Source organism: Paenarthrobacter aromaticivorans (genome assembly GCF_019038615.1).
GTDB lineage: Bacteria > Actinomycetota > Actinomycetes > Actinomycetales > Micrococcaceae > Arthrobacter > Arthrobacter aromaticivorans.
Genome location: NZ_JAHOPC010000006.1, coordinates 145,063 through 160,583, shown reverse-complemented (window position 1 = coordinate 160,583; position 15,521 = coordinate 145,063). Strand labels below are relative to the sequence as shown.

Genomic DNA, 15,521 nt, shown 5'->3' with positions numbered 1-15,521 from the left:
ATCAGAACGTGACTTTGCAACGCACCGAAGCAAACGGCGACGGCGCTTCCCCCTTTGTTGAGCTGGACCGCCAAACGTGGTCGCGGCTTGCAGCACAAATGGAGCAGCCCCTCAACGAAGAGGACATATTCCGTCTGCGAGGCCTCGGCGATCCCCTGGATATGAAGGAAGTGCGGGAGGTATACCTCCCCCTTTCGCGGCTTCTGCACCTCTACGTCGAGGCTTCACATCAACTTCACGCGGCAACAACCACGTTCTTGGGCGAGCAAACACAACGCACCCCGTTTGTCATCGGTGTGGCCGGTTCCGTTGCCGTAGGAAAATCCACCATCGCCCGCGTTCTCCGTGAAATGCTGCGGCGCTGGCCGGGAACACCCAACGTAGAACTCATCACCACGGACGGCTTCCTCTACCCGTTGGCGGAGCTGAAGCGCCGGCACTTGCTGGAACGAAAGGGTTTCCCCGAGTCCTACGACCGACGTGCGCTCTTGCGTTTTGTGTCGGAAATCAAGGGTGGAGCCGAGGAAGTCCGGGCACCGTGGTACTCCCACGTCACCTACGACATCGTCCCGGGCAAGGAAGTCGTAGTGCGCCGCCCCGACGTGTTGATCGTGGAAGGCCTCAACGTTCTGGCCCCCGCCAGGCCCCGCATGGATGGCAAGCAGGGCCTCGCGCTGAGCGACTTCTTTGACTTCTCCATCTACGTTGACGCCAAGACCTCCTACATCGAGGAGTGGTACGTGGACCGGTTCCGAAAGCTCCGCAGCACAGCCTTCGCGCAGCCAGAGTCCTACTTCCACCGCTACGCCACGCTGTCAGACGAAGATGCCGAGTCAACAGCCCGCGGCATCTGGAAGCGCATCAACGAGCCCAACCTCGAAGAGAACGTGCTCCCCACCCGTGGCCGCGCCCAACTGGTACTTACCAAGGATGCAGACCACTCCATCCGGCGCATGCTTTTGCGGAAGGTCTAGCGTGGACTTCCAACCTCAGCCCATGCCCAGCCGCAGGGCATTCGCGGGCTTCCTCACAGCTGGCGCAGGCCTGGCCGCACTGACGGCCTGCACTCCGGATGGCCCCGCCTCGTCCCCTGCCGGGGCTTCGGCGACACCGTCCACCGTTGCCTCCAGCGCCACGCCCACCCAAGTCACTGCCGTTACGCCTGCTGCCGCTACCGAGCCTTCAAGCGCTCCTCCAAGCGCAGCGCCCTCACAAGCTGCAGCACCATCACAAGGCGCAGCCAAGCAGTTCTCGCTGACCGATCCAGCGAGCCCATGGGTGGTGGTCAACAAGCACCGGCCGTTGAACCCTCAAAATTATGTCCCGGCCGATTTGGTTCGGCCGAACATCCGGCTCGCCGTCACTGGCGAAGCCACACTGATGAACAGCACGACGGCGGCTGCCGCAGAAAAGATGTTCGCCGCAGCGGCGGCCGAAGGCGTCATCATGGCACTGGCGTCGGGGTATCGTTCCTATTCAACCCAGGTGGTCACGTACAACGGCTACGTCGCGAGCAGCGGCCAGGTTGCAGCCGACCGGGCCTCTGCACGCCCCGGTCATTCTGAACACCAAACGGGCTGGTCCTTTGACATAGCCGACGGCGGGGGTGCCGGCAGTTTCCAGCCCTGCTTCGCCGATCAGCCCGCGGCTATTTGGGCCAAAGCCAACGCGCACAAATTCGGTTTCATCGTGCGCTATCCGTGGATGTTCCATGAAACCACCGGATACTTCTACGAGTCCTGGCACCTGCGCTACATCGGCGTCGAAGCAGCGACAGAGATGAACACCCGGGGCATCGCAACGCTCGAGGAGTACTTCGGGTTGGAAGCAGCGCCCGACTACCTGTAGCGCAGGTCCTTCTAAACGCCGGTCCTTTTAAACCAGCTCGGCCCGCTCTCCTGGAACCAGTAAACCGGTAATCCAGGAAGGCGGGCCGAAGTTGCTTGGATTCTTATACAGCCAGTTCGCTGGGAGCGCTCAGGCGTTCCTTGACTACGGCAGCAAGGCTGTTGCAAATTCGCTCGGCCGTCTCCATATCCGCAGCTTCCACCATGACGCGGACCAGGGCCTCGGTTCCGGACGGGCGCAGCAGCACACGGCCGGTTTCGCCCAGTTCCAGTTCAGCAGCGGCTACTGCTGCGGCAACTCCTTCGTCGGTGCCCGCACGGGCCTTGTCCACACCCTTGACGTTGATCATGAGCTGCGGGAGCTTGGTCATCGCCGTTGCGAGTTCCTTCAAGCTACGACCCGTGAGGGCCACCTGCGCAGCAAGCTGCAGGCCGGTGAGCACGCCATCGCCGGTGGTTGCGTAATCGGAGAAGATCACGTGGCCGGACTGTTCGCCACCCAGGTTGTAGCCGCCGTCGCGCATTTCCTCCAGCACGTAACGGTCGCCAACAGCAGTTTCGCGGATGGTGATACCGGCATTGCGGAGGGCAATCTTGAGTCCGAGGTTGCTCATGACCGTGGCAACCAGGATGCTGTCCTTGAGCTTGCCCGCTTCATTGAGTGCCAGCGCCAGGATCGCCATGATCTGGTCGCCATCTACTTCGTTGCCTTCGTGGTCTACAGCGAGGCAGCGGTCGGCGTCGCCGTCGTGGGCAATGCCAAGGTTCGCACCGTGCTTGACCACCGCTTCCTTCAACGGACCCAGGTGGGTGGAGCCGACGCCGTCGTTGATGTTCAAGCCGTCCGGCTCGGCCCCGATGACGACGACGTCCGCGCCAGCGTCCTTGAACACCTGAGGCGAACAACCACTGGCCGCGCCGTGAGCGCAGTCCAGGACAACCTTCAGGCCCTCCAGGCGCTTGGGGAGGGTGCCGAGCAAGTGGACAATGTAGCGGTCCTCAGCGTCGGAGAAGCGCTGGATGCGTCCGACGTTGCCGCCGACGGGCCGCTGAGGCTCTTTGCCGAGCTGTGCTTCGATGGCGTCCTCGACGTCGTCGGGCAGCTTCTGGCCGCCGCGAGCGAAGAACTTGATCCCGTTGTCAGGGGCCGGGTTATGGGAGGCCGAGAGCATGACGCCGAAATCGGCGTCGAGGTCTGCCACCAGGTAGGCCGCAGCCGGGGTGGGCAGCACCCCGGCGTCATAGACATCGATGCCCGAGCTGGAGAGCCCCGCTTCGACGGCGGCGGCAAGGAACTCGCCACTCGCTCTGGGGTCCCGGGCGACTACGGCGCGAGGCCGCTTGCCATCGGTTGTGCGGTCATGGCCGAGTACGACGGCGGCGGCCTGGGCCAGCTGCATAGCCAGCTCGGCGGTGAGCAATCCGTTCGCGAGACCGCGCACGCCATCTGTTCCAAATAATCTAGACATCGGCTCAAGTTTAGACGACGACGGGACACCACCCGTCCAGCAGCGTGTCGGAACGTCATGTGCACAGGTCAAATCCGGCTCACACCTTGCATCTTCGAACTGCTTAAAGGCAACTTCTTAAACGGCGAAAGCCCGCCCCGCCGAAGCGGCGGAACGGGCTTTCGAGTAAGCGCAGATTAACGCTTGGAGTACTGCTGAGCCTTACGTGCCTTCTTGAGACCAGCCTTCTTACGCTCGATGACGCGGGCGTCACGGCGCAGGTAACCGGCCTTCTTGAGGGTGGCGCGGTTGTTGTCGACGTCGATCTCGTTCAGCGAGCGAGCAACACCGAGGCGCAGTGCACCGGCCTGGCCGGAGATGCCACCACCGTGGATGCGGGCGATGACGTCGTAGGCACCTTCAAGATCAAGGATCTTGAAGGGCTCGTTGACATCCTGCTGGTGCAGCTTGTTCGGGAAGTAGTTCTCCAGCGTGCGGCCGTTGATGATCCACTTGCCGGAACCCGGGATGACGCGAACGCGTGCAACGGCTTCCTTGCGGCGGCCAACAGCTGCACCGGCAACGGTCAGCGCCGGGCGCTCCTTCTTGGGCGCATCTTCAACAGATGTGCTTTCAGAGGTGTAGCTGGTGAGGGTTTCCTCAGCCTCGACGGCTTCGGCGGTCAGTTCTTCGTTCTGAGCCACGGTTCTCCTTGTAATGAAAAGTTGTTTGGTGGCCAGGACTACTGGGCGACCTGGGTGATTTCGAAAGTCTTCGGCTGCTGTGCAGCGTGCGGGTGCTCGGGGCCTGCGTAGACCTTGAGCTTGCCCAGCTGCTGAGCGGCGAGGGAGTTCTTGGGGAGCATGCCCTTGATGGCCTTCTCAACAGCGCGAACCGGGTTGGATTCCAGCAGTTCGGCGTAGTTGACGGAGGTCAGACCGCCCGGGTAACCGGAGTGGCGGTATGCGCGCTTCTGCTCCAGCTTGGCGCCGGTGAGGGCAACCTTTTCAGCGTTGATGATGATGACGAAGTCGCCCATGTCCATGTGGGACGCAAAGGTCGGCTTGTGCTTTCCGCGCAGCAGTGTTGCGGTCTGGCTGGCAAGACGACCAAGGACAACGTCGGTGGCGTCAATGACGTGCCACTGGCGGTTGATATCGCCGGGCTTCGGGGTGTACGTACGCACGGTTTTGCCTCGTTCTTGTTCTGGCGTTCATGTTTTAGGCGACACGCAGTGAGGCGTGTACCTACTATGTATGCGTTACCGGAGCAGAGGTGAGGGCTCTATAGACCAGTCATCCCAGAATCTCGATATGCCTCTTGAGTTAGCGATCCTGCAACTGGATCCCCGAGAAGGCATGTGTCATCGAGATAGGACACGCACAACGACTATAAACAATACCTTCAACGGGCCGTCCGGGTCAAAATGGGGTATCCGCCCCTCGGGGTCGCATGCGCTTTGAGGGAGAGTACATGACCAACGGTCCCGTTTTCCTGCTCCTGCTCGCCATCGCCGGCTTGCTGTTGAGTCCGGCCGTCGAGTTCGTGATCGCGCGTAGCCTTCCGCGCCTCGGCGGACTCCCCTCACTTGCAGCCCGTATTACGACGGCGGCAGTCACCGCACTGCTATTTGCCCTGTTGGGATGGCGCTTCGGTTTTACCCCGGAATTGCCGGCGTTCCTTTTATTGGCACTTCTTGGGGTGCAGCTTTCGAGAATAGATTTCACCCTCCATTTGCTGCCAAACCCCCTCGTTTTGTTCCTGCTAGGAGGCGGTTTTGTTCTCCTTGCCGCGTCCGCGGCACTCGATCCCGCCTGGCCCGAGCTACTCCGAGCACTCGCCGGAGGGCTCATACTCTTCGTTGGCTACCTGATTCTGGGACTTATTTCGCCGAGAAGCCTCGGAATGGGCGATGTGAAGCTCGCAGCACCCGTCGGACTGTACTTGGGGTACTTGGGTTGGAAGCAAGTACTCTACGGCGGACTACTGGGATTCGTGGTGGGCGGGGTGCTGACGGTGCTGCTGTTGCGCCTGAATCGCAAGGAAAAGACGGTGGAAACAGCGCACGGGCCGGCGATGGTTGTTGCTGCATTGGGTGTCACCCTCCTACTTCAGTAGGGGTACGCCATCTGGCGCTCCCGTCGCTCCTCATGAGCTCCAAAATGTAAGGCTGCTGTCTATTCCAAGTAGTCACTCCCCCTTTTTGCGTTCCAAACTGAGTACTCCCCTGCCCTTCTACGGGTGACCGCCTGATATGCGTTGCAGGAATTCGAGTACGACTACGCATTGTTCAGCAGCTCCTCCAGGGTGAATTCTTATCTCATCGAATTCCGAACCGCTAAACGCAACATGGGGGTAGTTCGGGAATCGAAGGCAAATTCCGATAATTTGCTGGACCTATATCCAACTATTTCAAAAACTCTAAATTCATCTGGGAAGGATTTTCCAATGTCTGCTCTTATGTTCACCGTCACCTCGTACATCGCCGGCGTCAAGGCCCGCCTCACCTCCGAGGAGAAGGGCGCGACGATGGTTGAATACGGCATCATGGTCGCCCTGATCGCAGTAGTCGTCATGGGCTCGGTGTTGTTCCTCGGCCCGGCCATCGCCGCCCTCTTCGACCAGGTAACTGCCGCTCTCTAGTTCGCACACCGGCGGTTGGCCGCGCTGGCAACTTGTTTTGTCGCTGCGGCCGACCGCCGTCTTTAAGGGCACGTATGCTGCCGGGATTCTGGGTCTGGGAGACGATCGTGAAATCACGTAAGAAAGAGCGCGGCGCAGTAGCCGTGGAAATGGCGATTCTATTGCCGCTCCTACTGCTGATCCTGGTGGGGATCGTTGAGTTCGGGCGGGCTCTGAACGTTCAAGTGTCTTTGACACAAGCCGCCCGTGAAGGGGCCCGCTACGCGGCGGTGCATTACAAGGACGGTTCTCTCGATGTGGCGGGAACCGCGCTGGGATCCGCCCCGTCGCTGGCCGGCTTAGGTGTGTCTGTCAGCGATAATGCGTCCAGCTGCGCACCAGGCTCCAACGTCACAGTAACCACCAGCGTCTCCCTAACATCAATGTCAGGATTTCTTGACGCCGGCTTTTTTGGCGCACCTGGCATCTTCCCGCTCAACATGACTGGAGTAGGAGTAATGCGATGCGGTGGCTAAAGGCAGAAGTGGCGCGTGGCACGCGCAACGATGGGAAAGAGTCCAAGGAGCGCGGCGCCGCTACCGTAATGGTCGCCACCATGATGGTGGCCTTGTTGGGCTTCGCCGCCCTTGCGGTGGACGTAGGTGCCCTTTACGCCGAAAAGGCCCAGTTGCAGAACGGCGCCGACGCAGCGGCACTTGCGATCGCCACGGATTGCGCCGGCGGCAGCTGCGGCAACAGTACGGCAACGGGAAACCAATTCGCCAACAACAATGCAAATGACAATGCCAGTGGTGCAACCGTCACGTTTCCAGCGGCCACTAAAGTCCGTGTGGTCACCAATGCGAGGGATACGTCAGGTCAAAACAGCTTCTCCCTGTTCTTTGCACGGGTACTGGGGTTCGACACAACGCCCGTGGATGCAGCTGCTGAGGCCTCCTGGGGAGCACCGTCTACGGCCACTACCTTGCCGTGGACGGTCAGTGAGTGCGTGTTCAAGAAGTACTTGTCTCCAACGCAGCTGGCTTCGCTGAACTCCACCGGGAACTTCACCGGCGACCCCATCCCCACCCACATTCTCTTGCGGTATGACGAGAATGCCCCTGCCTATCCAGGATGTGCGTCCCAAAACGGGTATGAGCCCGGAGGTTTTGGATGGCTCCTCACCAACTCAGGCTGCGCCACTGATATCTCCGTGAATGCGACGGTCCAGGGGCAGCCAGGCAACCACTTCCCCAACGATGCCGCCTGCAATTCCGTCCTAGCACACATCATGGACGAACCAGCTCTTATCCCCCTCTTCAGGACGGCAACCGGCAATGGGGACAATGCGACGTACACCCTCATCGGCTTCGCGGCATTCAAGGTCACGGGCTATAAGTTCAGCGGCTCAGGAGGAATCCTGGATCCCGCCGCGCCGAACTGCAACGGGAATTGCAGGGGCATCCAAGGCTACTTCGAGCGATTCGTCTCTCTGGAAGATGGCATGACGGTCACCGGCGGTACCCCCAATTACGGAGCGTCCGTCGTGACGCTCACCGAGTAGCCGCTCGAAGAGCGCTACCTATCTCAGGAAACCCGAAGGGAGTTAGAAAGTGAAAGCACGCCTACTGGGAGGCATTGCTGCACTGCTTTTGGCAGTCATCGGCACCGTATTGCTGGTTACCTACGTTCAGGGAGCCGACAAGCGGGCGCAGCAAGGGCTAGATCCCGTAAACGTTCTTGTGGTCAAGGAACGGATTCCAGCCGGCACCAAGGCCGAGGACCTCGGTTCCAAGGTGAAGGCAGAAACACTGCCGCAGTCTGCGGTGGCACCCGGCACCATCGCCGCGCTCAACGATCAGAACGGCAAGGTCACATCAGTGGACCTGCAGCCAGGAGAACAACTGCTCGGCGTTAAGTTGGTAAGCCCCAAGGACCTGGCCCCTGGCACGGTCCCTGTACCGGATGGTTTGCAGGAGCAGACGTTCATCCTGGCACCCGAGCGTATCCTCGGTGGCCGCCTCGAAGCCGGGGACACGGTCACAGTGTTCGCATCATTCAAGGTGGACGGGGACATCCCCGCTGGGGTAGACCTGCCGGCCGAGGTGAAGGGCTGGAAGCAGTACACCAAACTGCTCTACCACGATGTCCTGGTCACTGCAGTCCAGCAGGCTGCACCGGACACCGAAAAGAAGTCCGCCAACACCGATGCCGTCGCCCTGCCCAATGGTTCCGCATATGTGACTGTTGCCCTCAGCGACGCGAACGCCGCCAAGATGGTCTTCGGAGCGGAATTCGGCACCATCTATCTGTCCAAGCAGACCGACAAGACCGCGAAGAGCGAACCGCCGGTAACCACTCTGGGAGGCGAGTTGAAATGAGCAGATTTGTAGCCATAACTGCGGTCCGTGACTTCGAGGGCCGGGTTCGGCAGGCCATCACGGGTGCTTTGCATGGTGACCTGCAAACGCTCTCCCCGGATGTGCTCCAGGCCGGAACGGACGAGGTCTTCAAGCAACTGACGGGTGCACCGCCGGAAGTAATGATTCTCGGACCTGGCGTCAACCCGGATGATGCCCTCAAGTTGGCCACGGTTTTCGACCTGCAATACCCGGAAATCAGCCTCTTGCTGGTTTCTACCCCAGAGCCGGACATCGTGCTTCGCGCCATGCATTCAGGCGTCAGGGACGTCGTTTCACCGGAAATCGAGGTCAATGAGCTTCGGGTACTTCTGGAGCGTGCGTGCCTCGCTTCGGCCAGCCGCCGCCGAGGCATGCAGCCGGCCGCCGAGTCCGGCCAGGACCGGGGCCGTGTCATTGCCGTCATGTCGCCCAAGGGCGGCGTGGGAAAGACCACCGTCGCAACCAACCTTGCCGTGGGGCTCGGGGCCATGGCACCCATGGGAGTCGTGATTGTGGATCTTGATCTGCAATTCGGTGACGTCGCCTCCGGTCTGCTGCTGGAACCTGAACACTCAATCACTGAAGCAGTTCACGGACCAGCAGCGCAAGACTCCATGGTGCTCAAGGCCTTCCTTACGGTCCACCCGGCCGGAATCTATGCCCTGTGCGCACCACGAAAGCCCTCGGAGTCTGATTACATCACGGCGGACCACGTCTCCAGGTTGCTCAACCAGCTGGCAAGCGAGTTCAAGTATGTGGTGGTGGACACCGCTCCTGGACTGGGTGAGCACTGCCTTGCGACGCTGGAGCTGGCCACCGATGGCGTTTGGGTGTGCGGCATGGACGTCCCAAGCATCCGGGGGCTGCGCAAGTGCTTCAGCGTGCTCAAGGAACTGCAGCTCCTCCCACAGGGCCGACACACGGTGCTGAACTTCGCGGACAGAAAGAGCGGCATTTCCGTACAGGACGTCGAGGCTACTATCGGTGTCCCCATTGACACCGTAATCCCCCGCTCCCGGAACCTGCCATTCTCCACCAACCGGGGGGTGCCGGTTCTTCAAGGAACCACGCGGGACTCCGCAGCCAAGGGTCTGAAAAAGCTGGTCGAGCGGTTTGACCCTCGGCTCGCTACGGTACCGCAGACCAAAGTGCACCGAAGGGTAGTGGTGTCATGAAGCTCTCGGAACGGCTAACGAAGAACAACCCGCTTGCCGCAGCGGAGATCCCCACCGACGACAACACTCACCTTAACCCCGCGACTTCCACGTTAGCGCCACCCCCGTCAGTACCTGGTCCCACCACGACACTGCTTGGTGGACCGCCCTCGGTACCAGCAGTCGACGCATTGGCGGGGTTGAAGCAACGGGCCGCTTCAGCTCTCTTCGAGCGCATGGGCAGCAGGATCGGTGACACGTCTTCGTCGGAAGAAGACCTGAGGTCGTTCGCGGTTGACGAACTCTCTGCCGTTATCGACGACGAACAAGTGCCCCTTTCCCCCGAGGAACGTCGCCGGCTCATCCGGGAAATTTCGGATGAAGTGATGGGCTACGGACCGCTGCAGCGTCTCCTGGAGGATCCGTCCGTCACGGAAGTCATGGTCAATCGGTTCGACCAGATCTACGTGGAACGCCACGGACACCTTGCCTTGACCGACTTGCAATTCAGCTCGGACAACCATCTTCGGAAAGTCATCGAGCGAATCGTCTCCAAGGTGGGTCGCCGAATTGACGAGTCATCCCCCCTGGTGGATGCCCGGTTGGAAGACGGTTCGCGCGTCAATGCGATCATTCCTCCCTTGGCCGTCAACGGTCCTTCGCTGACCATCAGGAAGTTCAGCCATGTGCCATTTACAGTCCGCAACCTGATCGAGTGGGGCTCCATGAGCCATGAGATGGCTGAACTACTAAGCGCATGTGTCCTCGCCCGGCTTAACGTCATCGTCTCCGGCGGTACGGGTACAGGAAAGACAACGCTGCTCAACGTGCTCTCATCGTTCATCCCCGAGTCTGACCGCATCGTGACCATCGAAGATGCTGTCGAGCTCCAGCTGCAGCAACGGCACGTGGTGAGGTTGGAGAGCCGGCCGCCAAACATCGAAGGCAAGGGCGCAGTCACTATTCGCGATCTTGTCCGGAACTCCCTTCGTATGCGTCCCGACCGGATCATCGTCGGTGAAGTCCGCGGTGGAGAGTCACTGGACATGCTCCAGGCCATGAATACCGGCCACGACGGATCGCTTTCCACAGTGCACGCGAACTCGCCACGTGATGCCATTGCAAGGCTGGAGACGCTAGTCCTGATGGCCGGCATGGACCTTCCGCTCCGCGCCATCCGCGAACAGGTTTCATCGGCAGTGGACCTGATAGTCCAAGTAACACGCTTGCGCGACGGCACACGTCGCGTCACCCATGTCACCGAAGTCCAAGGCATGGAGGGCGACGTCGTTACCCTCCAGGATGCCTTCCTTTTCGACTACTCGGCAGGTTTGGATGCTCAAGGGCGTTTCCTCGGGCGGGCCCTTCCAACCGGTATCCGGCCAAGGTTCTTGGACCGTTTTACAGAATTGGGGATACACGTCTCGCCCGCTGTCTTCGGAGTGGCTCCTGCTCCTGTTGGAAGGCGATAGCAATGGACTCGCCTATCCTGTTCATCTCGGCTGTGGGGCTCTGCATTGCCGCCCTGCTTGTCTTGGTCGTCGTTGTCCTGAAACCCCGCAACGGAAGCCTTCCCCTCGACCGCAGGCGTATAGGCACTGTTCCCGACGACTCCGCTGTTGGCCGTGTCTCCCAGTCGGCAGTGCAATTCGTCGATGCTGCCATTGGTCGATCGGGTGGTCTCTTCAATCGGGAGGTTCTTTACAAGGCCGGCGTGAAGCAGGCTCCTGCGGACTTCACGGTCATCGTGGCAATCTCGACTGTCATCATCGGCGTGCTGGGTTCGTTCCTGATCAACCTGATCATCGGCATCGTCTTGGCGATCGCCACCCCCTTTGTCGCCAAATTGATACTCGTCGTGAAGACCGAAAAGCGGCGAGCCAAGTTCGAGACGCAACTTACGGACACCATCCAGATGCTCATCGGTGGTCTGCGCGTCGGCCACAGCATCATGCGGTCGCTTGAATCCGTAGCGCTCGAAGCGCAGGCCCCCACCTCGGAGGAACTTTCCCGGATAGTTAACGAAGTCCGAATTGGCAAGGACGCACGGCAAGCCATTGAAGACTGTGCGGACCGCATGGACAGCGAAGACTTCCGGTGGATCGGGCAAGCGATCCAGATCAATCGCGAAGTGGGTGGCGACCTGGCGGAAGTCCTTGAGCAGGTGGCGGGAACGATCCGCGAACGGAGCGAGATCAAGGGCCATGTCCGGTCCCTCAGCGCTGAAGGAAAGATGTCCGCCTACATTCTGATGGCACTGCCGGTGGGTGTTGGCCTCATCCTGACCATCATGAACCCGGGCTACATGAAAGTGTTCGCCCAGCACCCTGTGGGTATCGCCCTGCTGGTGGCTGCGGGCTTGCTGTTCGTCATCGGCGGCTTCTGGATGAGCCGAACTGTGAAGATCAAGTTCTAGGAGGGCAGATCAATGACTCTCATAGCGTGGCTCATCATCGCCACCATCGTTCTGCCCCTGGCCTACTTTGCCTGGTCCCTGGCAACAATGGACCGTAAAGGGATCGTTGCCGTGCAGACCAACCTTGGCTCCGGTTTCGCACAGGGTGCTGGCGTTGATATCAAACGTCCTCCGCTGCTGCTCGGTGTAGCACGCAAACTGACCCCGGGCAGTTACGAGGCGAAACTGGACCAATGGCTCGCCCTTGCAGGGCGGCCCCAATCCATGCCCCTGACCAAGCTCATTGCGATCAAACCGATTTTGGCAGCGTCAGGTGCACTCGTTGGCGTTCTTTTGATCGCGAGCGGGCCAAGCCCAGTCAGCATCGGATTCGGCTTGTTCCTGACGGCCTTCCTGTATTTCATTCCGGATCTCCTGGTGTACAACACAGGCCTCAAGCGGCAGGAAGCCATCCAACTCGAGTTCCCCAACACGCTTGATCAGATGCTCATCTCCGTCGAGGCGGGGCTGGGCTTTGAGGGAGCCGTCGAACGGGTTTCAACCTACGGTGCAGGGCCGCTGGCACATGAACTGATGCGGACCCTGCAAGATATTCAAGTTGGACGGCCCCGTCAGGAAGCCTACGAAGCTTTGGCGGAACGCTGCACAGTCCCGGACGTCCGCAGCTTTGTCCTTGCAGTTATCCAAGCTGACAAATACGGCATCGGAATCGCGAATGTCCTGCGTGCCCAAGCGAAGCAAGCGCGCGTCAAGCGCCGGCAAAATGCGGAAGAACGCGCAATGAAACTACCTGTTAAGGTGCTCTTCCCCTTGCTGTTCTGCATTTTCCCGGTGTTGTTCATAGTCCTTCTGGGTCCTGCGGCCATAAAGATCATCCAGGCCTTCAGCTGATCTTGCCTCGCGGGAATTAGACCGGCCGTTCGCGGATCCCAGACCGCGGACGGCCACAACGGCCCCCTTCCGGTACCCAGAGCCGGGAGGGGGTCCTCCAACGTCCGGGCCGTCCAGACCCGGTCTCTGGTGCAAAGAGAAATTACTCCCGCCGGGCCCTCGTCAGCTCAGCCCGCGCCAGCAGCTCACCATCCGATGGGTACGCAACTTCCTCCAGCACCAAGGGGTGGGGCGCGGCCAACACGGACTTGGCATCACGCTTACGTTCCAGAAGACGTGCATGTAGCCAGCCCGGTTGCTCCAGGCCTTCGCCCACACGCAGGGCCGAGCCCACCAAGGACCGGACCATGTTGTGGCAGAACGCATCGGCCTGGACGGTAGCCACAATGACCCCGTCGCTCCCCCGTCCGAACTCAAACTTCTGAAGCTCGCGGATGGTTGTGGCGCCCTCGCGGGGCTTGCAGTAGGAACGGAAATCCTGGAGGCCCAGCAACTGGGCGGCGCCTTCGTTCAAGAGCTCAACATTCAGCGGCGCCTTGTGCCACAGCGTAATTCCTCGAAGCACGGGATCCCAGCGCTCCGCGCCGTCAGCAATGCGGTAACTGTAACGACGCCACAACGCGGAGAACCGGGCGTCGAAACCTTCAGGTGCCAGACCGGCGTCGTGCACTTCTATGGCGCCGGTAAGATCGCCGAGAATACGGCTAAGTGCCCCGCGAAGGCGACGCAAAAGCGCGACGGCGGGGTCGAGTTCGTGCCCGCGCGGAAGTCCCAGCCACTCGGCTTCCGTCAGATCGAGGTGGACTACCTGGCCGCGGGCGTGGACACCGGCGTCGGTGCGGCCGGCAACCGTGACCCGGACCGGACGGCGCACGAGGAGTGCCAATGACTCCTCCAATGCCCCCTGCACCGTAAGCAGACCGGGCTGGAGTGCCCATCCGTTGAAGGGTCCTCCGTCATACGAAAGATCCATGCGGACACGCAAAAACCCGCCGCCCCCCAAAGCGGGGGCAGCGGGTTTTCGTTCGTTCATAGACTTAAGTCTACTGTGAAGAATTCAGTGAATTACTTCTTGTCCTCAGCGGCCGGAGCCTCTTCGGTCTCAGCAACTTCAGCGTCAGCAGCCTCGGCCTCAGCGGCCGGAGCCTCTTCGGTTTCAGCAGCTTCGGTCTCCACAGCCTCGGTCTCCACAACCTCTTCCTCAGCAGCCGGAGCAGCCTTGGCAGCAGCAGCGGTTGCTTCAGCAACTACGGCCTGCTTCGGGGAAACCGGCTCGAGGACGAGCTCGATGACAGCCATGGGAGCGTTGTCGCCCTTGCGGTTGCCGATCTTGGTGATACGGGTGTAGCCACCATCGCGGTTGGCGACGGCGCCGGCGATGTCGGTGAACAGCTCGTGGACGATGCCCTTGTCGCTGATCAGGCCGAGAACGCGGCGGCGGGAAGAGAGGTCGCCACGCTTGGCGAAGGTGACCAGACGCTCTGCGTACGGCTTCAGGCGCTTGGCCTTGGTTACCGTGGTGGTGATGCGCTTGTGCTCAAACAGAGCAGCTGCCAGGTTCGCGAGCATGAGGCGCTCGTGAGCCGGGCCGCCTCCGAGGCGCGGACCCTTAGTGGGGGTAGGCATAATTGTTTCTCCTGTTGTGTAAGCCAGTCAGGTCCATCGCTGGACCTGACGGCCAAGATCTGCTTTTTAGAGCTCGTCGTCGCTGAACGCGGCGTCGTCCTCTTCGATGGCTGCGGCGCGGGCTGCGAGATCGAAACCGGGAGGGGAGTCCTTGAGGGACAGACCCAGTTCGACGAGCTTTGCCTTGACCTCGTCAATGGACTTCGCACCGAAGTTACGGATGTCCATCAGGTCAGCCTCGGAGCGGGCAACGAGTTCACCCACGGTGTGGATGCCCTCACGCTTGAGGCAGTTGTAGGAACGGACGGTAAGGTCCAGATCCTCGATCGGCAGAGCCATGTCCGCTGCCAGGGCAGCGTCCGTCGGCGACGGGCCAATCTCGATACCTTCAGCTGCGGTGTTCAGCTCACGAGCCAGACCGAACAGTTCCACCAGGGTGGTGCCTGCAGAAGCAACGGCGTCGCGCGGAGCGATTGCCTGCTTGGTCTCGACGTCGACAATGAGCTTGTCGAAGTCGGTGCGCTGCTCAACACGGGTAGCTTCCACGCGGAAGGTTACCTTCATGACCGGCGAGTAGATCGAGTCAACCGGAATACGGCCGATCTCGGAGTCGCCGGACTTGTTCTGAGCTGCCGAAACGTAGCCACGGCCGCGCTCGATGGTCAGTTCGAGTTCGAACTTGCCCTTCGAGTTCAGAGTGGCAATGTGCAGATCCGGGTTGTGGAATTCGACGCCGGCCGGCGGAGCGATGTCCGCGGCGGTGACGACTCCGGGGCCCTGCTTGCGCAGGTAAGCAACAACCGGCTCGTCGTGCTCGGAGGAAACCGAAAGGTTCTTGATGTTCAGGATGATCTCGGTGACATCTTCCTTGACACCCGGAACCGTGGTGAACTCGTGCAGCACGCCATCGATCCGGATGCTGGTTACAGCGGCACCGGGGATGGAGGAGAGCAGGGTACGGCGGAGGGAGTTTCCGAGGGTGTAGCCGAAGCCCGGCTCCAGCGGTTCAATGATGAAACGGGAGCGGTTCTCGGATACAACTTCTTCAGACAGGGTGGGGCGCTGTGCAATGAGCACTTAGGTTTCCTTTCGGCGAGCATCCGCTATATGACGCA

17 protein-coding genes are annotated in these 15,521 nt (G+C 60.7%); 11 read left to right on the top strand and 6 right to left on the bottom strand.

Going from position 1 to position 15,521, the window contains the following annotated elements; translation table 11 throughout:
- Positions 1-8: 8 nt before the first annotated feature.
- Together coaA and KSW38_RS11825 are read left to right on the top strand one after the other, a co-directional pair.
- Positions 9-974, top strand: a complete 966-nt coding sequence (coaA, locus tag KSW38_RS11830; RefSeq protein ID WP_216925113.1) for a type I pantothenate kinase — start codon at positions 9-11, stop codon at positions 972-974.
- Positions 975-996: 22 nt separating this feature from the next.
- Positions 997-1,848, top strand: a complete 852-nt coding sequence (locus KSW38_RS11825; protein WP_216925112.1) for a M15 family metallopeptidase — start codon at positions 997-999, stop codon at positions 1,846-1,848.
- 103 nt (positions 1,849-1,951) lie between these two features.
- Here the strand turns inward: KSW38_RS11825 and glmM are convergent, their stop codons facing one another.
- The 3 genes from glmM to rplM all read right to left on the bottom strand — a co-directional run bounded on the left by glmM (position 1,952) and on the right by rplM (position 4,481).
- The gene (gene glmM / locus KSW38_RS11820; RefSeq protein WP_216925111.1) at positions 1,952-3,316 is read right to left on the bottom strand and encodes a phosphoglucosamine mutase; all 1,365 of its coding nucleotides are present in this window, start codon (positions 3,314-3,316) and stop codon (positions 1,952-1,954) included.
- 176 nt (positions 3,317-3,492) lie between these two features.
- A complete protein-coding gene (rpsI, locus tag KSW38_RS11815) occupies positions 3,493-3,999 on the bottom strand; it encodes a 30S ribosomal protein S9 (protein ID WP_216925110.1) in 507 nt (168 codons plus the stop codon).
- 38 nt (positions 4,000-4,037) lie between these two features.
- On the bottom strand, positions 4,038-4,481 hold the full coding sequence (rplM, locus tag KSW38_RS11810) for a 50S ribosomal protein L13 (protein ID WP_011775554.1): 444 nt from the start codon (positions 4,479-4,481) through the stop codon (positions 4,038-4,040).
- 287 nt (positions 4,482-4,768) lie between these two features.
- Between rplM and KSW38_RS11805 the strand changes: the two genes are divergently transcribed.
- From KSW38_RS11805 to KSW38_RS11765, 9 genes are all read left to right on the top strand, one after another.
- Positions 4,769-5,413 carry a prepilin peptidase gene (locus KSW38_RS11805; protein WP_216925109.1) on the top strand — a complete coding sequence of 215 codons (645 nt, stop codon included), beginning with the start codon at positions 4,769-4,771 and terminating at the stop codon, positions 5,411-5,413.
- 330 nt (positions 5,414-5,743) lie between these two features.
- On the top strand, positions 5,744-5,938 hold the full coding sequence (locus KSW38_RS11800; RefSeq protein WP_254186396.1) for a Flp family type IVb pilin: 195 nt from the start codon (positions 5,744-5,746) through the stop codon (positions 5,936-5,938).
- A 107-nt stretch (positions 5,939-6,045) separates the two neighbouring features.
- Entirely contained in the window at positions 6,046-6,453 is a 408-nt protein-coding gene (locus KSW38_RS11795; RefSeq protein WP_216925108.1) for a TadE/TadG family type IV pilus assembly protein, read from the top strand.
- A complete protein-coding gene (locus tag KSW38_RS11790) occupies positions 6,441-7,481 on the top strand; it encodes a pilus assembly protein TadG-related protein (RefSeq protein ID WP_216925107.1) in 1,041 nt (346 codons plus the stop codon). The genes KSW38_RS11795 and KSW38_RS11790 overlap by 13 nt, the downstream gene beginning before the upstream one ends.
- Before the next feature lie 49 nt (positions 7,482-7,530).
- A complete protein-coding gene (gene cpaB, locus KSW38_RS11785; RefSeq protein WP_216925106.1) occupies positions 7,531-8,298 on the top strand; it encodes a Flp pilus assembly protein CpaB in 768 nt (255 codons plus the stop codon).
- Positions 8,295-9,494: a CpaE/TadZ family protein gene (locus KSW38_RS11780; protein WP_216925105.1), complete on the top strand. Its 1,200-nt coding sequence runs from the start codon at positions 8,295-8,297 to the stop codon at positions 9,492-9,494. The genes cpaB and KSW38_RS11780 overlap by 4 nt, the downstream gene beginning before the upstream one ends.
- Positions 9,491-10,945 carry a TadA family conjugal transfer-associated ATPase gene (locus KSW38_RS11775; protein ID WP_216925104.1) on the top strand — a complete coding sequence of 485 codons (1,455 nt, stop codon included), beginning with the start codon at positions 9,491-9,493 and terminating at the stop codon, positions 10,943-10,945. The genes KSW38_RS11780 and KSW38_RS11775 overlap by 4 nt, the downstream gene beginning before the upstream one ends.
- A gap of 2 nt (positions 10,946-10,947) precedes the next feature.
- The gene (locus KSW38_RS11770; RefSeq protein ID WP_216925103.1) at positions 10,948-11,889 is read left to right on the top strand and encodes a type II secretion system F family protein; all 942 of its coding nucleotides are present in this window, start codon (positions 10,948-10,950) and stop codon (positions 11,887-11,889) included.
- Between the two features lie 12 nt (positions 11,890-11,901).
- Positions 11,902-12,780 carry a type II secretion system F family protein gene (locus tag KSW38_RS11765; RefSeq protein ID WP_216925102.1) on the top strand — a complete coding sequence of 293 codons (879 nt, stop codon included), beginning with the start codon at positions 11,902-11,904 and terminating at the stop codon, positions 12,778-12,780.
- A 142-nt stretch (positions 12,781-12,922) separates the two neighbouring features.
- Here the strand turns inward: KSW38_RS11765 and KSW38_RS11760 are convergent, their stop codons facing one another.
- The 3 genes from KSW38_RS11760 to KSW38_RS11750 all read right to left on the bottom strand — a co-directional run bounded on the left by KSW38_RS11760 (position 12,923) and on the right by KSW38_RS11750 (position 15,483).
- Complete coding sequence (locus KSW38_RS11760; protein ID WP_216925101.1) at positions 12,923-13,813, bottom strand: tRNA pseudouridine synthase A; 891 nt, start codon at positions 13,811-13,813, stop codon at positions 12,923-12,925.
- Positions 13,814-13,845: 32 nt separating this feature from the next.
- On the bottom strand, positions 13,846-14,406 hold the full coding sequence (gene rplQ, locus KSW38_RS11755) for a 50S ribosomal protein L17 (RefSeq protein ID WP_216925100.1): 561 nt from the start codon (positions 14,404-14,406) through the stop codon (positions 13,846-13,848).
- A gap of 66 nt (positions 14,407-14,472) precedes the next feature.
- The gene (locus KSW38_RS11750; protein ID WP_011775567.1) at positions 14,473-15,483 is read right to left on the bottom strand and encodes a DNA-directed RNA polymerase subunit alpha; all 1,011 of its coding nucleotides are present in this window, start codon (positions 15,481-15,483) and stop codon (positions 14,473-14,475) included.
- Positions 15,484-15,521: the final 38 nt, after the last annotated feature.